Source organism: Bradyrhizobium sp. Ce-3 (assembly GCF_022835695.1).
Lineage (GTDB): Bacteria > Pseudomonadota > Alphaproteobacteria > Rhizobiales > Xanthobacteraceae > Bradyrhizobium.
This window is the reverse complement of sequence record NZ_BQUV01000001.1, coordinates 352,720-376,436: the sequence shown is the minus strand read 5'-3', so window position 1 is coordinate 376,436 and position 23,717 is coordinate 352,720. Positions and strand designations below refer to the sequence as shown.

Here is a 23,717-nt window from a genome sequence, read left to right as displayed (position 1 = left end):
CGGCGATGCTGAGCTATCTCGCGCGACGGCTGGCCATGACGATCCCGACGCTGCTGCTGGTGGCGGTCGCGGTGTTCACGCTGGTGCGCCTGATCCCGGGGGATCCGGTTCAGGTGATGCTGGGCGACAGCGCCGACGCCGCGCAGGCCGCGCAACTGCGCGCGCAGCTCGGGCTCGATCAGCCGGTGCCGCTGCAATTCCTGTACTGGCTAGGTAAGCTTGCCACCGGCGACCTCGGCCATTCCATCACCAACAACTTGCCGGTGCTGCCGTTGATCCTGGAGCGCTTCCAGGTCTCTGCCGTGATCGTGCTGGTGGCCGTCGGCATTGCCGCCTGCATCGCGGTCGTGGCGGGCCTGATCGCGGCGTGGAAGCAGAACAGCGCGCTCGATCTTGCGATCGTCGGCGGCGCCACGCTGCTGCTGTCGATCCCGAGCTTCTGGCTCGGCCTGTTGCTGCTTCTGCTGTTCGGCCTGAAGCTGAAATGGCTGCCGGTGATCGGCTACGTGCCGTTCTCGGAGAATGTCTGGCAGGCGGCGATGTTCATGGTACTGCCGATCGTGACGCTGACAGCGGTCGAGATCGGCGTGCTGACGCGGATGGCGCGTGCGTCCTCGATCGAGGTGCTGCGGCTCGAATATGTCACGCATGCGCGCGCCAAGGGCGTGCCGGAATGGCTGGTGCTCGGCCGCCACGTGCTGCCCAACGCCTTTGCGCCGACCTGGACGCTGATTGGCCTCTTGCTCGGCCATCTGCTCGGCGGCATCGCCGTGATCGAGACCGTGTTTACGCTGCCGGGGCTCGGCCGGCTGCTGGTCGATTCGATCTTTGCGCGCGACTATCCGGTGGTGCAGGGCTGCCTGCTGTTCACCGCTATGATCTACGTCGTCGTCAATCTGATCGTCGACCTCTGTTATCCGCTGTTCGATCCAAGGGTCGCAGTGGCATGAAAAGGGTGGCCGCTGCATGAAATGGCGCATCAACACCGTGATTGGCGGCGCGCTGATCGTCCTGCTGCTCGGCACCGCGGTAACAGCTGCACTGTGGACGCCGTTCGATCCGCTGCGCATCAACCTGAAGGCGCGGCTGCAGGCGCCGTCCGCGCTGCACTGGTTCGGCACCGATGAATTCGGCCGCGACGTGCTGAGCCGGCTGATGGCGGGCGCGTCCGCCAGCGTGGTGGTGGCGTTCGCCACCGTCCTGATTGCCATCAGCGTCGGTGTGCTGGTCGGCGGCGTCGCAGGCTATCTGCGCGGCTGGACCGACCGCATCATCATGGCCGTCAACGACGCGCTGCTGGCCTTTCCCGGCATCCTGCTGGCGCTGGCGGTGATGATCGTGATCGGCGCCAACAAGTCCGGCCTCGTGCTGGCGCTGGGGCTCGCCTACATCCCCTCGGTCGCGCGGGTGGTGCGCGGCACCGTGCTCTCGATCCGCGAGAAGGAGTATATCGAGGCCTCACGGGTGATCGGCAACTCCGAGACCTATTCGATGCTCCGCCACGTGCTGCCCAATGCGATCGCGCCGGTAGCGGTGCTCGCCACAAGCATGTTCGGCTGGGTGCTGCTGGCCGAGAGCGCGCTGAGCTTCCTCGGCCTCGGTGTGCCGCCGCCGGCGCCGACCTGGGGCAACATGCTGGCGGCGAGCCGGCCCTATATGGAGACCGCGGCCTGGCTCAGCATCGCGCCCGGGCTGTGCATCGCGCTGACGCTGCTCGGTATCAATCTGCTCGGCGATTCACTGCGCGATCGCCTCGATCCCAGGATGGCACACGGATGACCGCGCCGCTGCTCACGGTCGATCACCTGCGCATCGAGGCCGCCAGGACCGGCGCCGTTGTCGTCGACGATGTGTCGTTTGCGATCGAGCGCGGCGAATTCCTCGCCGTGGTCGGCGAGTCCGGCAGCGGCAAGACCGCCGCGGCACGCGCCATTCTCGGCCTGCTGCCGGCGGGCCTGCGGCGGGCCGGCGGCGCGATCCGGCTCGACGGCGAGGATCTCGCCGCGATCACGCCGCAGCGCATGCGCGCGCTGCGCGGCCGCTCGGTCGGCATGGTGTTCCAGGAACCGATGGTGTCGCTCAATCCGGCGATCGGCGTCGGCGCCCAGATGGCCGAAGGCCTTGCGCTGCACGAGAAGCTCACGCGGGGCGAGATCAGGCAGCGCTGCCTGGAGATGCTGGCGCGAGTGCAGATCCGCGATCCCGAGCACACCTTCGATGCCTATCCGCATGAATTCTCCGGCGGCATGCGCCAGCGCATCATGCTGGCCTCGGTGATGCTGCTGAGGCCGAAGCTGCTGCTGGCCGACGAGCCGACCACCGCGCTCGACACGCTGAGCCAGCGCGAGGTGCTCGACCTGATGGTCGAACTGGCGCGTGATCACGGTACCTCGGTGATGCTGATCACCCACAATCTCGGTCTGGTGTCGCGCTATGCGCAGCGCGCGGTCGTGCTGCGGCAAGGCAAGATGGTGGAGGCCGGCAGCGTTCAGCAGATCCTCTCAGCGCCGCGCGAAGCGTACACGCGTCAACTGGTCGATGCGCTGCCGCGGCGGCGCGCCGCGACCGGGCGCCGCGCCGGCGGCGCGCCGCTGATCAGCGTGCGCGGCCTGAAGGTCGCATTCGGCGGGCGGCAGCGCCTGTTCCGCCGGGATGCCGATGTCGCCGCGGTCAATGGCGTCGATCTCGAGATCGGCGCGGGCGAGACCGTCGCCGTGGTCGGCGGCAGCGGCTCGGGCAAGTCCACGCTCGGCCGCGCCATGTTGCGGCTGATCCCGGCGGCCGCAGGCGAGATCCGCTTTCAGGGCAGGGACGTGATCGCATCGCGCGACCGCGCGTTTCGGCTGGCCTCGCAGCTCGTGTTTCAGGATCCCTATTCGTCGCTCGACCCGCGGATGCGGGTCGGCGAGATCGTCGCCGAGCCGCTGTGCCACGTCCCGGAGCTGTCGTCCGGCGAGCGCGACCGGCGTGTTGTCGGCATGCTCGACGAGGTGGGGCTTGCCGGGTTCGCCGAACGCTGGCCGCATGAGCTCTCGGGCGGTCAACGCCAGCGTATCGCGATCGCGCGCGCGATCGTGCGGCATCCGTCCTTCGTGGTCGCCGACGAGCCGGTCTCGGCGCTCGACATGACGATCCAGGCCCAGGTGCTGAGACTGTTCGAGCGGCTGCAGGCGCAATACGGCTTTGCCTGTCTGTTCATCAGCCATGACCTCGCCGCGGTCGAGCAGGTCGCCGACCGCGTGGTGGTGATGCAGGGCGGCCGCATCGTCGAGCAGGGATCGCGCGACGATGTGTTCGACCGCCCGCAGCATGAGTACACGAGGGCGTTGCTCGCGGCGACGCCGGTGCTGGATTTTGCCGGGCAGGCCGCGGCGCGCGCGTCCGGCTGAGGGAAGTCAAGGCTGACGCGGCTATAGTGTGCGGGCACGCAGCCTGCTACACTTGCTCGCTCCGATAGAAGCAACATACGCCGCACCCAAACGGCGGCAATCGGGGGAACTCCAATGAAAAATCCACAAACCGGCGAGCGATGGATGGTCGCGGCCATTGTCGCGATCGGCGTCACAGCGTCAGCTCCTGGCCGCGCCGCGTCGGTGGCGCCGGTCGCCGCCGAGAACGGCATGGTGGTTTCCGCGCAGCATCTCGCGACGCAGGTCGGCGTCGAGGTGCTGAAGCGGGGCGGCAATGCGGTCGATGCGGCGGTTGCGGTCGGTTACGCGCTCGCGGTGGCCTATCCCGCCGCCGGCAATCTCGGCGGCGGCGGGTTCATGACCATCCAGCTCGCCGATGGCCGCAAGACCTTCCTGGATTTCCGCGAGACCGCGCCGAAGGGCGCCACCGCCAACATGTATCTCGACAAGGACGGCAACGTCATACCCGGCCTGTCGACCAAGGGGCATCTCGCGGTCGGCGTGCCGGGCTCGGTCGCCGGCATGGAATATGCGCGCGAGAAATACGGCACGATGAAGCGCGCCGACGTGATCGCGCCGGCGCTGCAACTCGCCGAGGACGGCTTCGTGCTGGATCAGGGCGACGTCAGCATGCTGCAGACCTCGACCAAGGATTTTCAGGAGGATCCGGCCTCGGGCGCGATCTTCCTCAACAACGGCAAGCCGTTCGAGGTCGGCGAGCGGCTGACGCAGCACGAGCTTGCCGAGACGCTGCGCGAGATCAGCAAGCGCGGCACCGACGGCTTCTACAAGGGCTGGGTGGGAGCGGCGATCGTCGCCTCGAGCCAGGCCGGCAAGGGCCTGCTGACCCAGGAGGACCTCGACAATTACAAGGTTCGCGAGCTCGCACCGGTCGAATGCGACTATCGCGGCTATCACGTGGTCTCGGCGCCGCCGCCGAGCTCGGGCGGCGTGGTGATCTGCGAGATGCTGAACATCCTCGAGGGCTATCCGCTGAAGGAGCTCGGCTATCATTCCGCGCAGGCGGTGCATTACCAGATCGAGGCGATGCGCCATGCCTATGTCGATCGCAACAGCTATCTCGGCGATCCTGATTTCGTGAAGAATCCGCTCGAGCGCCTGCTCGACAAGAACTACGCCGCGAAGATCCGCGCCGCGATCGACCCGGCCAAGGCCGGCGTGTCGAAGGACATCAAGCCCGGCGTTCCGCCGCACGAGGGCAGCAACACCACGCACTATTCGATCGCCGACAAGGACGGCAACGCGGTGTCAGTCACCTACACGCTGAACGACTGGTTCGGTGCCAAGGTGACCGCGGCCAAGACCGGCGTGCTGCTCAACGACGAGATGGACGACTTCACCGCCAAGGTCGGCGTGCCGAACCTCTATGGCCTGGTGCAGGGGGAGGCCAATTCGATCGTCCCCGGCAAGCGCCCGCTGTCCTCGATGAGCCCGACCATCGTGACCAAAGACGGCAAGCCGGTCATGGTGGTGGGGACGCCGGGCGGCAGCCGCATCATCACCGCCGTGCTGCTGACGATGATCAACGCCATCGACTACGGCATGAATGCACAGGAGGCCGTCGACATGCCGCGCTTCCACCAGCAATGGCTGCCGGAGGCGACCAACCTCGAGGACTTCACGCTGTCGCCGGACACGCGGAAGATCCTGGAAGGCATGGGGCAAAAGTTCGGTCCGCCGCAGCCGGCCAATCACCTCGCGGTCATCATCATCGGCGCGCCGTCGCTCGGCGGCAAACCGGTCGGCAACAATCGCTTCTATGGTGCCAACGATCCGCGCCGCAATTCGGGGCTTGCCGGCGGCTATTGATTGAGACGGAGCGGTAGCCCGTATGAGCGAAGCGACATGCGGGCTACGAAATCTGCCAATCGGGTGCGCGTCAGGCGACGGCGGTCGACCTGCCGTCCTCATGTCCGCTGGTCAGCAGCAGGCGCCGGCGGATCGCATCCTCGACCAGGGCCAGCGATTGCTTGGCTTCGCGCGCCTCAGCTTCGGCGGCCTGGGCGCGGTACTCGGCCGCATCGAGCTGCTCCTGCTGGGACTCGATGCGGCGCCGGGCTTCCTCGAGCGCTCGCGACGCGTCCCGCAGTTTGCGCTCGGTGGCGGCGATGATTTCGAGCTGCGCCTGTTCGGCGGCCTCGGCGCGGGCTTCGCCGGCGCGGGCCCTGTCCTCGATGCTGCGGAACAAATCCGCCGCCTGATAGACGAGATCCAAGGCCTCGGTGCCCATCGCCGATGTGGGGGGCCTTGGAAATCCAAGGACATTCGGGTCGGCCACAAAGGGCCGTCTAAATCCGCGCAGTGCCATGCCAATCAGCCCGTCGCGAGTCGCGTGTATGACAACAACTTGCGGTAGTTATAGTTAACGGATGGTTAATTCGGCCCGGCCGCCGGCACTGTCCACCGGTTTCTGACGTCGCAGCGGCCGGGACGGCAGCCGGGTAGTGCACGCCGCGCGTCTGCCCTGCGTTTTTCTTTCGTGACGCGGCCTGTGCGCAAGCACGGCGATTGAGGCCAGGCGGGATTCGGCACGCCGTGCTGCGAATCGCGTCGCGCCGTAGCGCAAGCTCGATGCAGCCTCCGGCGGCGGCACCGGGCAGGCGGGGCCGCTGATTTGGCGGTGCGCGCGAGCCGCCCTCTATGGCATAAGTTTGACGCCTGGCTTGCTTAAATTCTCCGGTGTCGAATTGCAGGTCCCAAGGCCGACCGATATACCGGGCGGCCTAAGTGGCACGCAGCGCGCTCAGAACGAGCGACGTACTCGCCACGGAAATCTGGTCGATGAAATTTCTGTTGCGGTTCTTCGGGTTCCTGTTCACCGCAGGAACCATCCTGTTCCTGGCTGGTCTCGCCGCGGTGGCAGGGCTGTTCTGGCATTTTTCCAAGGACCTGCCCGACTATTCGCAGCTCCAGAACTACGAGCCGCCGGTGATGACCCGCGTCCACGCGGCGGACGGCTCGCTGCTCGGTGAGTTCGCCAAGGAGCGCCGGCTCTATCTGCCGATCCAGGCGGTGCCGAAGCTCGTGATCAACGCCTTCCTCGCCGCCGAGGACAAGAATTTCTACGAGCACGGCGGCATCGACTATACCGGCATGGCGCGTGCCGGCGTCTCCTACGTCCAGAACTTCGGTTCCAATCGCCGTCCGCAGGGTGCTTCCACGATCACCCAGCAGGTCGCCAAGAACTTCCTTCTGACCAACGAGGTGTCGTTCACCCGCAAGATCAAGGAAGCCTTGCTGGCGATGCGCATCGAGCGGGCCTATTCCAAGGACAAGATCCTCGAGCTCTATCTCAACGAGATCTATCTCGGCCTCGGCGCCTACGGCATCGCGGCGGCCTCGCTGGTGTATTTCGACAAGTCGGTCAATGAACTGACGGTCGCCGAAGCCGCCTATCTGGCAGCGCTGCCGAAGATGCCGGCGAGCCTGCATCCGGTGCGCAACCGCGCGCGCGCCATCGAGCGGCGCAACTACGTGATCGACCGCCTGCAGGAGAACGGCTGGATCACCGCCGCTGACGCCGACAAGGCGCGCAAGGACCCGCTGGCCGTCACCAACCGCAGCAACGGCGCCCACACCTTCGCCGGCGAATACTTCTCGGAAGAAGTCCGCCGCGACATCTTCGAGCGCTACGGCGAGAAGAAGCTCTATGAGGGCGGCCTGTCGGTGCGCACCACGCTCGACCCGAAGGTCCAGGTGATGGCGCGCAAGGCCATGGTGGCGGGGCTCGTGAACTATGACGAGGCGCAGGGCTATCGCGGCGCGATCCAGAAGCTCGACCTGACCAGCGACTGGGGTGTACCGCTCGCCGAGATCAAGTCGCTGTCCGACATCTCGCCGTGGCGGATGGCGGTGGTGCTGGAGAGCAACGACCAGTCGGCGCGGATCGGTTTCCAGCCGGGCCGCGAGCTCGGCGGCGCCGTCAGCAAGCAGCGCGAGACCGGCATCGTCACGATGGACGGCGTACGCTGGGCCAGGATCAAGGGCAGGGCGCCGACCGCAGTTTCGCAGGTGCTGCAGCCCGGCGACGTGATCTACGCCGATCCGCTCTACAAGGACGGCAAGGCGATCGAAGGCCAGTACCGGCTGCGCCAGATCCCCGAACTGTCGGGCGCGATGGTGGCGATGGATCCGCACACCGGCCGCGTGCTGGCGATGGTCGGCGGCTTCTCGTTCGACCAGAGCCAGTTCAACCGCGCCACTCAGGCCTATCGGCAGCCCGGCTCGACCTTCAAGCCGATCGTCTATTCGACGGCGCTCGACAATGGCTATACCGGCTCGACCGTGATGATCGACGGGCCGATCGAAATCGACCAGGGCCAGGGCAACATCTGGCGTCCGGAGAACTTCTCCACCGGCAAGTATCAGGGCCAGGTCACGCTGCGCAACGCGCTACGGCTGTCGCTCAACACCGTGACGGTGCGGCTGGCGCAGGAGATCGGCATGCCTGTCATCGGCGAGTATGCCAAGCGCTTCGGCGTCTATGACGAGCTGCCGAACTATCTCGCTTACGCGCTCGGCGCCGGCGAGACCACGGTGATGCGGATGGCCACGGCCTATTCGATGATCGCCAATGGCGGTGTCCGCGTGAAGCCGACCTTGATCGACCGCATCCAGGACCGCTACGGCCACACGATTTTCAAGCACGACCAGCGTGAATGCCGCGGCTGCGACGCGCCGGAGGGCTGGAAGAACCAGCCGGAGCCACAACTGATCGACCACCGCGAGCGGGTGCTGGATTCGATGACCGCCTACCAGATCACCTCGCTGATGGAGGGCGTGATCCAGGCCGGCACCGGCACCGCGCTGAAGGAGGTCGGCAAGCCGCTCGCCGGCAAGACCGGCACCTCGAACGAGGCCAAGGACCTCTGGTTCGTCGGCTTCTCGCCGGATCTTGTGGTCGGTCTCTATGTCGGCTACGACAAGCCGCGCTCGCTCGGCCGCAACGCGCAGGCCGGCCACACCGCAGCGCCGATCGCGCGCGACTTCCTGAAGCTCGCGCTGGCCGACAAGCCCGCCACCCCGTTCAAGCAGCCGGTCGGCATCCGCCTGGTGCTGGTCGATGCCAAGACCGGCCTGCGCGCCGCGCAGGGGCAGAACCGGGGCGTAGTGCTCGAAGCCTTCAAGCCGGGCCAGGCGCCGCCGTTCTACGATCCGACCCTGGTCGCCGGCACCGACGTGATCGACGGTACCCAGCAGCAAGGCATCTCGCCGGACGCGGATCGCGCCGTGATGCGGTCAGGGACCGGCGGGCTGTACTAAGCCCAACGGCAGGGCATGCGCGGTTGGGGGTTGGGGTGGTGCGGCGCTTTGTCAGGGCGCATCACGCGGCCGTGGTTGAACGGGCCGCGAGCGGGCATAGACCCAAACTAGAAGTCCTCGACCGAGACCGCTGAGGCGCGACGTTCCTTTCGCGTCGAGGAGGTCGCGCGTGTCGAGCCGTGGATCGCGATGTTCAAGACGCTGGTTCTCGTCATACGGGTCATTTGGACCGTTGTCGTGGTTGGAACGGCAACCGTGATCGGCGCGCTGCTCGGATTTGGGAGCCATGGCTGGATCGGCGCGATCGGGTTCGGCACCGCCGGATTTGGTGTTGGAGCTTTGTTTGCGGCCTGCCCCGAACTGCTGGTGGAAGTACTCGCCGGACTTTGAACCGTGTGGCTCCCCCTGGCGGATCAGTGGCGTACCGGATCCGCGATTTTCACGCCGGTCCCACGCCGACAACGCTTGCCAAGCGTGGGACCAAGCGGGTAGAAGGTCGCTCTCGCGCGGGCGCTGATTTGGCAGGCGAACCCGCTGTACCGAGATGTCCAGTCATCCAGCTAAGCTGTTGATACCACGGACTATTCTTGGGGAATGGTGTAACGGTAGCACAACAGACTCTGACTCTGTTTGTCTTGGTTCGAATCCAGGTTCCCCAGCCAATCCGCCTCGGTGGCGCGATCATCCTCTGAAATCCTGACGAGATTGCCGGGCGCAACCTGCGTGTGACGCGCTGGATGCCATTACGGCGTGAGGGTGGATTAGCCCGGCATAATCCACCATGGTCCCGCCCGTGTGACCCGGGGTGTTGCGACAGAGGTTTAAGTTGATGGACGAAATTCTCTATGCCCGCGAAGCGTCGATCGGCGTCGACGAGTTCATCGAGGTGCTGCGGCAATCGGGCCTCGGCGAGCGGCGGCCGCTTGCGGATACCGATCGGATGGCGCGCATGATCGCCAATGCCAATTTGATCGTGACGGCGCGCAAGGCGAGCAAGCTCGTCGGCGTCTCGCGCGCGCTCACCGATTTCGCCTATTGCTGCTATCTGTCCGACCTCGCGGTCGATCGGGAGTTTCAGGGCCACGGCATCGGCAAGCGCCTGATCGCGGAAACGCGGCGTTACGCCGGGCCTGAATCGATGTGCCTGCTGCTGTCGGCGCCTGACTCGATGAGCTTCTACAAGTCGATCGGCATGCCGCAGCCGGACAACGCGTTTCTCTACAAGCGGGAGCGGTAGCGCGGGCTGCGTGCGCCGAGTTACTTGATCTTGTCGTAGACCGTCGCGAAGTCGGCGAGCGGCATCGGGATCGAGATGGTTTCCTTGCCGAGATTCTGGAACGAGACCTTGAGCTGCTTGCCCGATTTCAGTTGGGCGAGGACATCGGCGGCGATCGGCGCATTGATGTAGCAGCCGCGCGCCTCGCAGGTCTGGATCGGCACGTCGACGGCCTTGCCGTCATCGACCTGCAGCTTGGCGCCGACCGGCAGGTTCAGCCCGAGCGGAAGCTGGATCAACGCCACCGGGGTGCGGGTGTCGCCGGGAACGCGGATGTTGACCAGCACGATCAGCTGGCCGGTCTTGGTGAGCACCGCGGTCTGCTCCATCGCGCATTCGAGCGGCGCGTCGCGGCTCGCGCTGGTGCAGCGCGCGACCCAGCCGGAATTGTTGGGGGCTGCGGCGTCACCTTGAGGCGCGGCGGGAGCAGCGGCCGGAACCGGCGCGTTCCTGCCCTTGGGGGTCTGGGCGTGGCCAGGACCAATGCCAAGACCAATGCCAAGACCAATGCCAGGACCAATGCCGGCCGTGCCGAACACGGTGAACAGGATGACGAGCGACTTTCCGACAATCTTCACGGTACCGGCTCCGAAATGAACATCTTTCGGATGCGCCGGTATGCCGACCAAAGTCAAGTCACTCGGCCGCCTGCTTGACCGATCCGTCCTCGCCGTCGTCAGCGTCGTGGTCGGCGCGCGACGAGCGGCCCCAGTTTGCAAACGCGTTGGAGAGCCGGTCGAGATAGAGATAGACCACGGGCGTCGTGAACAACGTCAGCGCCTGGCTGACGATCAGACCGCCGACCATCGCGTAGCCGAGCGGCTGGCGGATTTCCGAGCCGGTGCCGGTGCCCAACATCAGCGGCACGCCGCCGAGCATCGCGGCCATCGTCGTCATCATGATCGGGCGGAAGCGCAGCAGGGCGGCCTGGCGGATCGCCGCCACCGGCTCCATGTGCTGATCGCGCTCGGCGGCGATCGCGAAGTCGACCATCATGATGCCGTTCTTCTTCACGATGCCGATCAAGAGGATGATCCCGATCAGCGCGATCAGCGAGAAGTCGAAGCCGGCCGCCATCAGGATCGCCAGCGCGCCGACGCCGGCCGAGGGCAGGGTCGACAGAATGGTGATCGGGTGGATGTAGCTCTCGTAGAGAATACCGAGGATCAGATAGACAACCACGAGCGCCGCCAGGATCAGCAGCGGCACGGTCGACAGCGATTGCTGGAACGCCTGCGCGGTGCCCTGGAAGCTCGAGCTCAGGGTCGGCGGCGCGCCGAGGTCGACCATCGCCTTCTGCACCGCCTCCGTGGCCTGGCCGAGCGCGACACCCTGCGCCAGGTTGAAGGAGATCGTGATCGCCGGGAACTGGCCCTGGTGGCTGATTGACAGCGGCCGCACCGGCGCGCTGGTCCATTTCGCGAAGGTCGACAGCGGCACCTGTTCGCCGGTCAGCGGCGACTTGATGTAGATGTTGTTCAGCGTGTCGATCGAGCCCTGCAGTTCAGGCAGCACCTCGAGGATGACGTGGTAGCTGTTGAGCTGGGTGAAGTACTGCGTCACCTGGCGCTGGCCGAAGGCGTCATACAGCGTATCGTCGATCAGCTGCGGCTGAATGCCGTAGCGCGAGGCGGTGTCGCGGTTGATCTTCAGCTCGACCGTGGTGCCGTTGGTCTGCTGGTCGGTCGCGACGTCGCGCAGCTGCGGCAGCGTCTGCATCTTCGAGAGGATCTTCGGCGCCCACTGGTTCAGTTCGGAGAGGTCGGCATCCTGCAGCGTGAACTCGAACTGGGTGCGGGTCGGGCGGCCGCCGAGGCGGACGTCCTGCGCGGCCTGCATGAACAGCCGGGCACCGAGCACTTTCTCCAGCTTCGGCCGCAGCCGGGCGATGATCTGCTGCGCGTTGGCATCGCGCTCGTTCAGCGGCTTGAGCGTGATGAACATGTTGCCGTTGTTGCCGGCCCGGCCGCTGCCGCCGATCGCCATCGCCACCGTCGCCACGCCGGGATCCTGCATGACGATCTTGCTGAGCTCCTCCTGCTTGCCCTTCATCTCAGCGAACGAAATGTCCTGGCTGGCCTCGGAGGTCGCGGTGATCAGGCCGACGTCCTGCTGCGGGAAGAAGCCCTTCGGGATGATGACGAACATGTAGACCGACAGCGCCAGCGTCGCGAAGAAGATCATCAGGGTCGCGAACTTCCAGCGCAGGGCAAGGTCGAGCCCGCTCTGATAGCCGCGCAGCATCGCGTCGAAGCCGCGCTCGCTGAGCTTGTACAGACGACCGTGCCGTTCCTCGTTGTGGGCGCGCAGGAACCGCGAGGCCATCATCGGCGTCAGCGTCAGCGACACGAACATCGAGACGAAGATGGTCATCGCCAGCACGACCGCGAATTCGCGGAACAGGCGGCCGATGATGCCGCCCATCAGCAGCAGCGGGATCAGCACCGCGACCAGCGAGATGCTGATCGAGACGATGGTGAAGCCGATTTCCTTGGAACCCTTGAAGGCGGCGGCCATCGGCCGCTCGCCTTCCTCGATGTAGCGGCTGATGTTCTCCAGCATCACGATGGCGTCGTCGACCACGAAGCCGACCGCGATCGTCAGTGCCATCAGCGACAAATTGTCGAGCGTATAGCCGAAGATCCACATCAGCGCGCAGGCGCCGAGCAACGCGAGCGGCACGGTCACCGCCGGGATGACGGTGGCCCAGAAGCTGCGCAGGAAGGCGAAGATCACCATCACGACCAGGAAGATGGTCAGGAGCAGGGTGAACTGGACGTCCTCCACCGCGGCGCGGATCGTCGTGGTGCGGTCGCTGATGACCTCGATCTTGACCGCCGGCGGAATTGCCGCGACCAGCCGGGGCAGCGCCGCCTTGATCTTGTCGACGGTGTCGATGACGTTGGCGCCAGGCTGCTTGAACACGACGAGGAACACGCCGCGCTTGCCGTTGGCCCAGGCCGCCTGTTTGGCGTCCTCCGGTCCGGTAACGGCCCGGCCGATGTCGCGGATGCGCAGCGGCCCGCCGTTGCGGTAGGCGATGATGACGTCGTTCCACGGATCCGCAGTGAGCAGCTGGTCGTTGGCATAAATGGTGTAGGCGCGGGTGGCGCCGTCGATATTGCCCTTCGGGCTGTCGACGGTTGCGATGTTGATCGCGGCACGGACGTCCTCCAGCGACAGGCCTTTGGCGACCAGCTTGGCCGGGTCGATCTGGACGCGGACCGACGGCTTCTGCTGGCCGCCGATGATGACCTGCGCGACGCCGGAAATCTGGCTGATCTGCTGGGCAAGCTGGGCGTCGACGGAATCGCTGACCGTGGTCAGCGGCAGCGTGTCCGATGTCGCCGACAGCAGCATGATCGGCGCGTCCGCCGGATTGACCTTGCGATAGGTCGGCGGCGAGGGAAGGTTCTTCGGCAACTGGCCGCTGGCGGCGTTGATGGCGGCCTGCACGTCGTTGGCGGCGCCGTCGATCGAGCGGTTGAGGTCGAACTGGATCGTGACCGACGCTGTGCCCAGATAGCTCGTCGAGGTCATCTGGGCGATGCCGGGAATCTGCGCGAACTGGCGCTCCAGCGGCTGGGCGACCGAACTCGCCATGGTCTCGGGGCTGCCGCCCGGCAGCGTCGCGGTGATCTGAATGGTGGGGAAGTCGACCTGCGGCAGCGGCGCGACCGGGAGCAACGGATAGGCGACCAGGCCGACGAACAGGATGCCGGCCATCAGCAGCGAGGTGCCGATGGGGAAGCGAATGAATGGTGCGGAAATCCCGGCGCCGTCGCTCATTCCTGCGTAACCTTCGACTGGGATGGATCCGAGCTCGCCACCGCCGTCGTCACCAGGGTTCCCGGCGAGACCTTGTACTGGCCCGCGGTGATCACCTGCTGGCCCGGCGACAGGCCTTCGTCGATCACCGACCTGCCGTCGATTGACTGGCTGACCTTGAGTTTGCGAAGCTCGGCCTTGTTCTCCTGATTGACTGAATACGCGTAGAGGCCTTCGGTGCCATGCTGCACCGCGTCATCCGGAACGACGGTGGCGTCCTTCAAGGTTCTGACCAGGAGCCGGGTCGAGACCGACTGGCCCGGCCACAGCGCGTGGTCCTTGTTATCAAACACCGCCTTGAGCCGGACAGTCCCGCTGGTGGTATCGACCTGATTGTTGATCAGCGCCAGGGTTCCCGTGGACAGCACCCGCTTGCCGTCGGTGGTCAGGGCAACGGTCTTGGGCGGCGCCATGGCCAGCGCCGCCTTGATATCGGGCAGCTGGTCTTCCGGAGCGGTGAAGATCACCGTGATCGGCTCGATCTGCGTGATCGTCACGATGCCGGTCTGGGCCGAGGCGTTGACGATGTTGCCGGTATCGACGAGCCGCAGGCCGACGATGCCGTCGATCGGGGACTTCACGGTGGTGTAGTCGACCTGGGTCTGGGCGTTGAAGATCGCGGCGTCGTCGGCCGCGATCTGGGCCGTGAGCTGGGCCACGGTGGAGCGCTGGGTGTCGAGCTGCTGGCGCGTGGCGAACTCGCCGAGCTTGGTGTAGCGCTGCAGGTCGAGATTGGCGTTGGCGAGATTGGCTTCGTCCTGGGCCTTCTTGGCCTTGGCCTGGTCGAGCGTCGCCTGGTAGGGCCGCGGATCGATCTCGACCAGCGTGTCGCCGGCCTTGACGAACTGGCCTTCCTTGAAGGCGATCTTGGTGATCTGGCCGTCGACCCGGGTGCGGACCTGGACGGTGTTGAACGCCTGCACGGTGCCGAGACCGGTCAGGTAGACCGGGAAGTCGGCCTTCTCGACCGGTGAGATCTTGACCGGAACCGCCGGGCGCTGGGCCGACCGCTTCTGCGCGGCCGCAACCGCCTGCTGGCTGTCCGTGTATTTCTGCCAGCCGAAATAACCGGCGGCACCAACCGCAGCGATCACTAAAACCCAACCGATGGTGCGTGACTTGGACATGCGGACTCTTGGGTTCAACGTAACAATAAAGGGTGATCGAAACGGTTCACAGAGCTTGCGGATATAATATGCGTGCACTTAATGTGTAAACACACCAAGGCTTGAGAATCCTAAACATTTGGAAAGGTTTAGGTCAGAAACGAGCAGAAACATTCCGGCTGGGAAACGCACCGAGGACCCCTAATGTCGCTCGATCTCAAACGCCAGTTTATCGCGCAACTCGTCGAGAGTTCGAGGCTGCTGCGCAACTATATCGATCATCGCGCCAAGGCGCGAGGCACCACGCGCGCCCAGTGGATCGTGCTGTTCCGTCTGCGCGAGCAGGAGGGCCTGTCCCAGGTCGATCTTGCCGACGTCCTCGAGCTGCAGCCGATCTCGCTGGTGCGGCTGCTTGACCGCCTCGTCGAGCATGGCCTGCTCGAACGCCGTCCCGATCCCAGGGACCGCCGCGCCAATCGCCTGTTCCTGACCAAGAGCGGACGTCGCCTCGTCGACGATCTCGACAGTCTGCGCGATGCGATCGCCGGCGACGTGCTCCGCGACGTCTCGGACAAGCATGTCGAAAGCGGTCTCGCCACGCTTCGTGAGGTCAAGGATCGCATCAAGGCGCTCGGCGAGGGTGCCGAGCACATCGCCGCCAAATAGCGCGCGTCTCGTCGCATCGAGACCGGCTCGCCATCCGTTCATCCGATTGAGCTTGCGCGACGCAGTTGAAACGCCGCGGGATGTCGTCCATATCGCGCACGACGATGCGAGAGGATGAGGGCTGCGATGGACGAGTTGAACGGGCGCATGATGGCATGCCAGATCCTGGTCACCGGATTGATCGCGCGCGTCGCCAACGAGCAGCGCGACCCGCTGCGCTTCCTGAGCGACTTTCGCGACGAGATCAAAGCGGTGGTCAACGGCGTCAATATCGCCGGCCTCGACAACAGCGACCGTGTGCGGCAGGTCGCGCAGCGGACCATCGACGAGCTGTTTTCGCTGATGAAGCCGCCGAGCGCGGAGTGATGCGCCCGGAGCCGCATCAGTTTAGAACGCTTAAAAATTCCAGTTTAGAACGATTTCAAACCACAGATTAGAATCGCTTTGAATTGGGGCGATTCAAGCTGACTGTGGCGCTGATCGCATTGATAAAAAAAGTCACGCTCGATAACCGATGCAGACAGTTCGTCGCACCATGATTTCGCGAGCGAACTGACTTTTCTGGGGGCGTGCAAGACATGAGCAAGGTGAAGGCGCCGAGATCGCTGCGCTTCGATGCAGCGATCGGTTCGGCTGATGATACGGGTTATTCCGCCACGAAGGTCTCCGCGGTCGCGAGCCTGATCGCGGTGGCGTCGTTTTCGGGGGCCGAAGCGCAGCAATCCAACCTGCCGCCGGTGAACGTCGATGCCCCAGTCGCGCGCCCGCGGCCCGTCACCTCGAAGCCCACGTCGGACCAGGTCCGTGCCCGCAACGCGCTGCGCCGCGCCGCGCGCCGCGCCAACCAGCAGGCTCAGCAGGCGCCGGTGCCGTTCCCCAACGCCGGCGGTCTTCCCGCCGATCGCGACCGCTATGCGGATCCGGCCGCGCCTTACAAGGGCGACCGCCTGCAGGCCTCCGGGAAATATCCCGAGCCGATCCTGAACACGCCGAAGTCGGTCACGGTGCTGACCAAGGACGTGCTCGAGGACAAGAACGCCACCTCGCTGAAATCGGCGATCCTGTCGACGGCCGGCGTCACGCTCGGCACGGGCGAGGGCGGCAATGCGTTCGGCGACCGCTTCTTCATCCGCGGCTTCGACGCCCGCAACGACATCTTCATCGACGGCGTGCGCGACGCCGGCGTCAGCGTCCGCGAGAACTTCTTCACCGAGCAGGTCGAGATCCTGCGCGGGCCGGGTTCGTCCTTTGCCGGCCGCGGCACCACCGGCGGCGCGATCAACATCGTCACCAAGCAGGCGACGACGGAGAACAGCTTCTACAACATGGACACCACGTTCGGCACCGATCGCACCAAGCGGGTGACGCTCGATGTCAACCAGGTGATCAGCCCGACGCTGGCGATCCGCGCCGGCGGCCTGTTCCAGGATGCCGGCGTCGCCGGCCGCAGCTACGTCACCGACAACCGCGACGGCGCGTTCGTGGCCGGCACGTGGAAGCCCGTCGACGCGGTGAAGATCACCGGCAACTACATCCACACCGAGCTGACCGGCATCCCGGACTTCGGCGTGCCGTACTACCGGCCGAGCACCGCGACCACGGCCGGCGGCCCGTTCACGGACTTCGGCGTCAACCGCAACAATTTCTACGGCTTCGTCAATCGCGACTTCTTCAGGACCGGACAGGATATCGGCACCATCAACGCGGAGGTGCAGATCACGCCGGACCTCGTGATCAGCAACAAGATCCGGGAATCGCGGTCGACCCAGAACTACATCGGCACGCTGCCGGAATCGCCGGCGCTGACCGATCCGCTCTCGGCCTCGACGCTCAGTCTCAATCCGCAGAGCCGCTACCAGGTCACCGACGTGTTCGCCAACCAGACCGAGGCGACCTACAAGTCGGTCGACGGGCTCGGCTTCAAGCACACGACGACGGCCGGCGTCGAATACGACAACGAGCGGTCGTCGATCGACAGCTACACCGGCCTGGCCTCCGAAGTTACGACCGGTACGTCGTCTTTCACGGGGAGCGGCTCGCTCAAGGGTGTCAGCGTGTTCGATCCGCAGTACACCAATATCCCGTTCCCGATCCCGTCGGGCCTCACCGGGCGGCCGACCAAGATCGGGATCGATACGGTCAGCGGCTACGTCATGGACACTGCCAACTGGAACGACTTCGTCATCCTCAACGGCGGCGTTCGCTACGACGACTACAAGATCAACACGTCGGCATTCGCGACCAACGGTACGCTCGGCACGCAGTCGGCCGAGTTCGGGATGCCGAACTACAACGTCGGTCTCACGTTGAAGCCATTGCCGAACGGCAGCGTCTATGCGGCCTATGCGACCTCGTCCAACCCGGTCGGCGCCGAGTTCGACGGCACCAGCACCGCCTATGGCGGCATCAATCCCAACCTTGCCGGTGGCAACACCCAGATCTTCGGGCCGGAAAAGAACAAGGCCATCGAGGTCGGCACCAAGTGGGAGCTGTTCGACCGTCATCTGCTGGTGACGGCGGCGTTGTTCCAGACCGAGAAGGAGAACGCGCGCGAAGCGCAGAACGTCGGCAGCAGCACTGCTGCAGCCGCGCTTGGCTGTACCTACGTTCCGCCGGCCGGATCGACCACGGTGTCCTGCATCACCGCAGGCGCCGCCTATCGCATCCGCGGCATCGATCTTGGCGTCGGCGGCAAGATCACCGACAAGTGGAGCGTGTTCGGCGGCCTTGTGCTGATGCAGTCGGAGGTGACGAAGTCGCTGGCGCCGCCGGCCAACACCACGCTGTATTCCAGCAATGTCGGACTGCCGCTCGCCAACGTCGCGCATCAGTCGTTCAGCATGCTGACCAAGTACCAGCTCACCGACATGTGGGAGCTTGGCGGGCAGGCGGTGTATCGCTCGAAGGTCTATGGCGGCACGCTGCTCGCGGCCAACCAGGGCACCTCGATCCCGAGCTATTGGCGCTTCGACGCCTTTGCCGAGGCCAAGATCGACAAGCACTGGACCATGAAGCTGTTCGTCAACAACATCTTCGACAAGCGCTACTACGACGCGCTGTACCAGAGCGCGGCGCCGTTCGTGCTCGAAGCACCGGGACGCGCTGCGTATCTGGTTGTGTCTGCGCGTTACTGACGGAGGCCTCGCGGCACACGATGCTGGTCTGTGTTCCCGACGTATTGAGCAAGGCTGATGTGGCGGACTTCCGCCGCATCATGGAGCAAGCCGAATGGGAGGACGGCCGCTCGACCGCGGGTGCCGCATCCGCGATGGTCAAGCGCAACGAGCAGCTGCCGCCCGACAGCGAGGTCGCGCGACAGCTCGGCAACCGGATCCTGTCGGCGCTGTCGGCGAGCCCGCAGTTCATCTCGGCGGCGATCCCACTTAGAATCTTTCCACCCTTGTTCAACCGCTATGCGGCAAGCGACGGCCACCATTTCGGCCTGCACGTCGACAATGCGGTGCGCGGCGACAGACTGACCGGCCTGCGGATCCGCACCGACCTCTCGGTCACGCTGTTTTTATCGGAGCCCGAGGAGTACGATGGCGGCGAGCTGGTCATCGAAGACCTCTACGGATCGCATGAAATCAAGCTGCCGGCAGGCGATCTCGTACTTTATCCTGCGTCCAGCTTGCATCTGGTCACGCCGGTCACGCGAGGAGCGCGGGTAGCGTCTTTTTTCTGGCTGCAGAGCATGGTACGGGATGCTCACGCGCGCAGCCTGATCTTTGATCTCGATACTGCGATCCAGGCTCTGGTGGAGCGGCTGGGGCGCGATGACCCTGAAACGGTCAAATTGACCGGGATTTATCACAACCTGATCCGTCACTGGGCTGAAGTGTAACTGATGAAGACATTCAAGTTCCCCGCTGCATCCGCCATGATCGCCTCGCTGGCGATGCTGATGCTGGCCGCGCCGTCTTCGGCGCAGCAGCAAACGGCGCCTGCCGCGCAGCCCGCTCCCGTGACCCGGCCGCAGCCCGCGGCCCAGGCGCCCGCGGCCCAATCTGCACCGGCGGCCCAGTCTGCGCCGGTGGCCCAGCCTGCGGCACCCGCGGCGCCGCAAGCGCAGTCCGCACCGGCGCCTGCCGCGGCGGCTCCGGCACCGACGGCCCTCGATGCGTCGCCGGCTGCGAGCGGCGACGGCAAGTCGCTGAAGTCGAGCGCCACCGGCCTGCACGAATTGTCGCCGTGGAATATGTTCCTGAACGCCGACATCATCGTGAAGGCGGTGATGCTCGGTCTGGCTTTCGCCTCGCTCGTCACCTGGACGGTGTTCATCGCCAAGATGGTCGAGCTGACGGTGGCGCAGAGCAAGCTGCGCGGCGCGCTCGCCAAGATTGCTGAATCGCGGTCGCTCGCGGAAGCGCAGTTCGCGCTCGGCGCCAAGGGCAGCGTGCTGTCGTCATTCATCGCCGCCGCGATGCGCGAGGGACGTCTGTCGGCCGGTATCTCGAGCGATGCCGGCATCAAGGAGCGCGCGGCATCGAGCTTCGCCGAGATCGTGCGCGCCGAGGCCCGCAAGATCCGCGTCGGCATGGGTCTGCTCGCGACCATCGGCGCGACGTCGCCCTTCGTCGGCCTGTTCGGCACCGTCTGGGGCATCATGAACAGCTTCATCGGCATCTCGAAGTCGCAGACCACGAACCTTGCCGTGGTGGCGCCGGGCATCGCCGAAGCGCTGCTCGCAACCGCGATCGGCCTCGTCGCGGCAATCCCCGCGGTCATCATCTACAACCACTTCTCGCGCGTCACGAAGGTCTATCTCGAGCTCGTCAGTCGCGCCTCGGGCGCGGCCGGACGGCTGTTGTCGCGCGATCTCGACCGCACCCATGGCGGTATTCCCGGCGACGTTCCGCGCAGCGCGCATCCGCGCGCCGCGGCGGCGGAGTAGGCGATGGCAGTCTCGATCTCCGAGAACGATGGCGACGACGATTTCGCGGAATCCCACGAGATCAACGTCACGCCGTTCATCGACGTCATGCTGGTGCTGCTGATCATCTTCATGGTGGCGGCGCCGCTCTCGACCGTCGACCTGCCGATCGATCTGCCGACCTCGAGCGCAACGCCGCAGAAGAAGCCGGACAAGCCGACCTATCTCAGCATCAAGCCGGACCTGACGCTGGCGATCGGCGAGAACGCCGTGAAGCGCGCCGACCTGGTCAGCTCGCTCGACGCGGTGCCCGACATGACCAGGGACAAGTACGTCTTCCTGCGTGCCGATCGGATGGTGCCCTATGGCGAGCTGATGGGTGTGATGGAGCTCTTGCGCTCCGGCGGATACACGCATGTCAAGCTGGTCACGCTCGAGGGCGTTCCGGGCTCGCCCGCTGCTCCGCAGGCCGAGCCGGCCAAACCCTGACGGCGAAGCGCGATGTCCACCAACCCCGATCTTGACTTACGGACGTCGAAGCGGCTCTGGGTGATCGCCGCGGTGACGGCGGTCGCGCTGCATCTCGGCGGCGCGGCGCTGGCGCTGACCAATTTGCGCGGCGATGACGGCGACGAGGGCCTCGGCGCTGCCGGTGCGGAATACGCCGTCGAGCTCGCTTCGCCGGATGTGCCCGATGATGCGGCGCCGCCCGGCGCGCCGGCCGACGAGCAGCAGGCCGTGCAGGAAATGGCGCAGCAGAAGGCGGAGGTGAAGGACACCGACCTGCCTCAGGAAAAGCCTGTCGAGTCCGACGACCCCGACCGCATCGTGACGGAAGACACCGCCAAGAAGCAGAAGGAGGAGGAGGCCAAGGTCGCCAAGGTCGAGACCAGCGCGCAGGAAGCGGTGCAGGCCTCGGAGGCAGCCGCGCCGACCAAGCTGGACGACGCGCGTCAGTCCGAGACCACCAAGGCGCCCAACCCCGGCATCGGCAAGGACAAGCTCGCGCTGACCGCGAAGTGGGGCAAGAAGCTCAGCGCCTATTTCGACTTGCACAAGAAATTCCCGGAGAACAAGTTCAAGGACGCTAAGGTGAAGGTGGCCCTTGTGATCAACCGGGTCGGCAAGATCTTGTCGGTCGCCGTGTTGGAATCGTCAGGTGATGCCGCCTTCGACGAGGCGGCGCTCTCGACCGTGCACCGTTCCGATCCGGTGCCACCGCCCCCGGCCAGTCTGACCGACGATCAGTTCTCCTTCAGCCTCGACTTCAATTTCAACAAGCCGAAGAAGAAGTGAGCCAGGCTCGCTGCGATTGATGGCCGTTGTCATTCCGGGGCGCGACGACGTCGCGAGCCCCGGAACGGCTGCATCTCAGCTCTTCTTCACCAGCGGGCAGACGCTCTTCTCGAGCGGCAGGAAGGCTTCGTCCGCCGGGATGGTGGCGATCAGCTTGTAATAGTCCCACGGATATTTCGACTCCGACGGCTTCTTCACCTCGAACAGATAGGCGGGGTGGATCTTGCGGCCGTCGACGCGGATCGAGCCCTTGCCGAACAGTGGATCGTCGGTCGGCATCTCCTTCATCTTGGCGACGACGGCGCGGCCGTCATGCGAATTGCCGCCGAGCGCCTCCAGCGCCTTGAAATAGTGGATCAGCGACGAATAGACGCCGGCCTGCACCATGGTCGGCGGGTTCTTCTTGAAGCGCTCCATGAAGCGCTTGGTGAAGGCGCGGGTCTGGTCGTTCATGTCCCAGTAGAACGTCTCGGTGAAGTTCAGGCCCTGCGCGACGTTGAGGCCGAGCGCGTTGATGTCGGTGATGAACAGCAGCATGCCGGCCAGCCGCTGGCCGCCCGAGACGATGCCGAATTCGGCCGCCTGCTTGATCGCGTTGGTGGTGTCGCCGCCGGCATTGGCGAGGCCGACGATCTTGGCCTTCGAGCTTTGCGCCTGCAGCAGGAAGGACGAGAAGTCGGCGTTGTTGAGCGGATGCTTGACGCTGCCGAGCACCTTGCCGCCGTTCGCGGTGACCACCGCCGAGGTGTCGCGCTCGAGGGCCTGGCCGAACGCGTAGTCGGCGGTGAGGAAGAACCAGCTGTCGCCGCCGGATTTCACCAGCGCCTTGCCGGTGCCGTTGGCGAGCATGTAGGTGTCGTAGACCCAGTGCACCGTGTTCGGCGAGCACTGCGAACCGGTGAGATCGGACGAGGCCGAGCCCGAGTTGAGGTTGACGACGTTCTTCTCCTTGGCGAGGTTGGCGATCGCGAGCCCGACATTGGAGGCCGCGAGATCGACGAACACGTCGACCTTCTCGACATCGATCCACTGCTTGCCGATGTTGACCGCGACGTCGGGCTTGTTCTGGTGATCGGCCGAGACCAGGTCGATCTTCCAGCCCTTCGCCAGCAACCCGGAATCCTCGATCGCCATCTGCGCCGCCACCGTCGAGCCGGGACCGCCGATATCCTGATAGAGACCGGACTGATCGCCGAGCGCGCCGACCTTGGCGACCTTGTCCATCGTCTGCGCCGATGCGCTGCCGGCGAACACGAGACCAGTGGTCATGATCAGGGCTGCAATGGAACGCTTCATCTTCCCTCCAATATGATTTTGTTTTTTGAGCTCAGCATTATGCCCGGCATCGGGCGCAGCGCCTAGGGCGCCGGCTCGATCGCGTGCGCGCGATATTCCACGCGGCGGCGATTGTGCAGCCGATGACGCGCGACGCGATGCCGCGGCGGCTGTGCAACGATCAGGAAAGTCGAAGAGGTGAAGCGCCGGCGGCGCTATTTCCAGTAATAGCGGATCGCAACGTAGACCACGACGAGGCAGGCGAAGATCAGCGCCACCGGCATCGGGCGCTTGGCGTTCGGATCGGACACGCCAGCCTTCTTGGCAGGCAGGCGGCGGAACGCGGTGACGTTGCCGCTGTCGGCGACCGGTTCGCGCGAGCGGGCCGGGACCTCGGGCGCCTTGCCGGCACCGCCCATCTCCGCATAGTAGGTGCGGTACATCTCCTGGATCGTCGCCTCGCTGGCGTCGGCGTCGCTCATCTGCTCGAGCAGCCTCTTGTAGATCGCCAGGAAATTCTGCGCCTCGGGCGGCAACGCGGAGGCGCCGTTTAGCTTGGCCATCATCTTCCAGGTTGCAAAGTCCGCCCGCGCACGGGTGTCGGCGCGTCGCGCAATCAGCATATCGGCAGCTTTGATCACCATGGCCTCGAAGCGTTCCCGTCCTTGCGCATGACCCGGAAGATCGGGTTCCGCCTTCCGATC

General features: G+C 65.4%; 20 protein-coding genes and 1 tRNA gene. 15 read left to right on the top strand and 6 right to left on the bottom strand.

Annotation, left to right across the window (positions count from 1 at the left end):
• The first annotated feature begins 5 nt into the window (after nt 1-5).
• The 4 genes from BRSPCE3_RS01900 (at nt 6) to ggt (ending at nt 5,240) form a co-directional block, all read left to right on the top strand.
• Nucleotides 6-950 (top strand): ABC transporter permease, encoded by a 945-nt coding sequence (locus BRSPCE3_RS01900; RefSeq protein ID WP_244063880.1) that lies wholly within the window; start codon nt 6-8, stop codon nt 948-950.
• A 16-nt stretch (nt 951-966) separates the two neighbouring features.
• Nucleotides 967-1,779 (top strand): ABC transporter permease, encoded by an 813-nt coding sequence (locus BRSPCE3_RS01895; protein WP_244063879.1) that lies wholly within the window; start codon nt 967-969, stop codon nt 1,777-1,779.
• Complete coding sequence (locus tag BRSPCE3_RS01890; protein ID WP_244063878.1) at nt 1,776-3,389, top strand: ABC transporter ATP-binding protein; 1,614 nt, start codon at nt 1,776-1,778, stop codon at nt 3,387-3,389. The genes BRSPCE3_RS01895 and BRSPCE3_RS01890 overlap by 4 nt, the downstream gene beginning before the upstream one ends.
• A 114-nt stretch (nt 3,390-3,503) precedes the next feature.
• The gene (gene ggt / locus BRSPCE3_RS01885; protein ID WP_244063877.1) at nt 3,504-5,240 is read left to right on the top strand and encodes a gamma-glutamyltransferase; all 1,737 of its coding nucleotides are present in this window, start codon (nt 3,504-3,506) and stop codon (nt 5,238-5,240) included.
• A 70-nt stretch (nt 5,241-5,310) separates the two neighbouring features.
• Here the strand turns inward: ggt and BRSPCE3_RS01880 are convergent, their stop codons facing one another.
• Nucleotides 5,311-5,661: a hypothetical protein gene (locus tag BRSPCE3_RS01880; protein WP_244063876.1), complete on the bottom strand. Its 351-nt coding sequence runs from the start codon at nt 5,659-5,661 to the stop codon at nt 5,311-5,313.
• A 551-nt stretch (nt 5,662-6,212) separates the two neighbouring features.
• Between BRSPCE3_RS01880 and BRSPCE3_RS01875 the strand changes: the two genes are divergently transcribed.
• The 4 genes from BRSPCE3_RS01875 (at nt 6,213) to BRSPCE3_RS01860 (ending at nt 9,930) form a co-directional block, all read left to right on the top strand.
• Nucleotides 6,213-8,693, top strand: a complete 2,481-nt coding sequence (locus BRSPCE3_RS01875; RefSeq protein WP_244063875.1) for a penicillin-binding protein 1A — start codon at nt 6,213-6,215, stop codon at nt 8,691-8,693.
• A gap of 189 nt (nt 8,694-8,882) precedes the next feature.
• Nucleotides 8,883-9,083: a hypothetical protein gene (locus tag BRSPCE3_RS01870; protein WP_244063874.1), complete on the top strand. Its 201-nt coding sequence runs from the start codon at nt 8,883-8,885 to the stop codon at nt 9,081-9,083.
• A gap of 198 nt (nt 9,084-9,281) precedes the next feature.
• A tRNA-Gln gene (locus BRSPCE3_RS01865) sits at nt 9,282-9,355 on the top strand.
• Between the two features lie 167 nt (nt 9,356-9,522).
• Nucleotides 9,523-9,930 carry a GNAT family N-acetyltransferase gene (locus BRSPCE3_RS01860; RefSeq protein ID WP_244063873.1) on the top strand — a complete coding sequence of 136 codons (408 nt, stop codon included), beginning with the start codon at nt 9,523-9,525 and terminating at the stop codon, nt 9,928-9,930.
• Nucleotides 9,931-9,950: 20 nt separating this feature from the next.
• Here the strand turns inward: BRSPCE3_RS01860 and BRSPCE3_RS01855 are convergent, their stop codons facing one another.
• The 3 genes from BRSPCE3_RS01855 to BRSPCE3_RS01845 form a co-directional block, all read right to left on the bottom strand.
• Nucleotides 9,951-10,466, bottom strand: coding sequence for an invasion associated locus B family protein (locus BRSPCE3_RS01855; protein ID WP_375709863.1), 516 nt, complete (start codon nt 10,464-10,466; stop codon nt 9,951-9,953).
• Nucleotides 10,467-10,605: 139 nt separating this feature from the next.
• Nucleotides 10,606-13,758, bottom strand: a complete 3,153-nt coding sequence (locus BRSPCE3_RS01850; protein ID WP_244063871.1) for a multidrug efflux RND transporter permease subunit — start codon at nt 13,756-13,758, stop codon at nt 10,606-10,608.
• Nucleotides 13,755-14,924: an efflux RND transporter periplasmic adaptor subunit gene (locus tag BRSPCE3_RS01845; RefSeq protein ID WP_244063870.1), complete on the bottom strand. Its 1,170-nt coding sequence runs from the start codon at nt 14,922-14,924 to the stop codon at nt 13,755-13,757. The genes BRSPCE3_RS01850 and BRSPCE3_RS01845 overlap by 4 nt, the downstream gene beginning before the upstream one ends.
• Before the next feature lie 183 nt (nt 14,925-15,107).
• On the opposite strand from BRSPCE3_RS01845, the gene BRSPCE3_RS01840 reads away from it, so the two are divergent.
• The 7 genes from BRSPCE3_RS01840 to BRSPCE3_RS01810 all read left to right on the top strand — a co-directional run bounded on the left by BRSPCE3_RS01840 (nt 15,108) and on the right by BRSPCE3_RS01810 (nt 21,738).
• On the top strand, nt 15,108-15,569 hold the full coding sequence (locus tag BRSPCE3_RS01840; RefSeq protein WP_244063869.1) for a MarR family winged helix-turn-helix transcriptional regulator: 462 nt from the start codon (nt 15,108-15,110) through the stop codon (nt 15,567-15,569).
• Nucleotides 15,570-15,695: 126 nt separating this feature from the next.
• Nucleotides 15,696-15,935 carry a hypothetical protein gene (locus tag BRSPCE3_RS01835; protein WP_244063868.1) on the top strand — a complete coding sequence of 80 codons (240 nt, stop codon included), beginning with the start codon at nt 15,696-15,698 and terminating at the stop codon, nt 15,933-15,935.
• A gap of 212 nt (nt 15,936-16,147) precedes the next feature.
• Nucleotides 16,148-18,703, top strand: coding sequence for a TonB-dependent siderophore receptor (locus BRSPCE3_RS01830; RefSeq protein WP_244063866.1), 2,556 nt, complete (start codon nt 16,148-16,150; stop codon nt 18,701-18,703).
• Nucleotides 18,704-18,723: 20 nt separating this feature from the next.
• Complete coding sequence (locus tag BRSPCE3_RS01825; RefSeq protein WP_244063864.1) at nt 18,724-19,413, top strand: Fe2+-dependent dioxygenase; 690 nt, start codon at nt 18,724-18,726, stop codon at nt 19,411-19,413.
• A 3-nt stretch (nt 19,414-19,416) separates the two neighbouring features.
• Entirely contained in the window at nt 19,417-20,463 is a 1,047-nt protein-coding gene (exbB, locus tag BRSPCE3_RS01820) for a tonB-system energizer ExbB (RefSeq protein WP_244063863.1), read from the top strand.
• 3 nt (nt 20,464-20,466) lie between these two features.
• Nucleotides 20,467-20,931 (top strand): TonB system transport protein ExbD, encoded by a 465-nt coding sequence (gene exbD / locus BRSPCE3_RS01815; protein ID WP_244063861.1) that lies wholly within the window; start codon nt 20,467-20,469, stop codon nt 20,929-20,931.
• A 12-nt stretch (nt 20,932-20,943) separates the two neighbouring features.
• The gene (locus BRSPCE3_RS01810; protein WP_244063859.1) at nt 20,944-21,738 is read left to right on the top strand and encodes a TonB family protein; all 795 of its coding nucleotides are present in this window, start codon (nt 20,944-20,946) and stop codon (nt 21,736-21,738) included.
• 75 nt (nt 21,739-21,813) lie between these two features.
• On the opposite strand, the gene BRSPCE3_RS01805 is transcribed toward BRSPCE3_RS01810, so the two are convergent.
• Together BRSPCE3_RS01805 and BRSPCE3_RS01800 are read right to left on the bottom strand one after the other, a co-directional pair.
• Nucleotides 21,814-23,034: an ABC transporter substrate-binding protein gene (locus BRSPCE3_RS01805; protein WP_244063857.1), complete on the bottom strand. Its 1,221-nt coding sequence runs from the start codon at nt 23,032-23,034 to the stop codon at nt 21,814-21,816.
• Between the two features lie 194 nt (nt 23,035-23,228).
• Nucleotides 23,229-23,636, bottom strand: a complete 408-nt coding sequence (locus BRSPCE3_RS01800) for a hypothetical protein (protein WP_244064935.1) — start codon at nt 23,634-23,636, stop codon at nt 23,229-23,231.
• Nucleotides 23,637-23,717 lie beyond the last annotated feature (81 nt).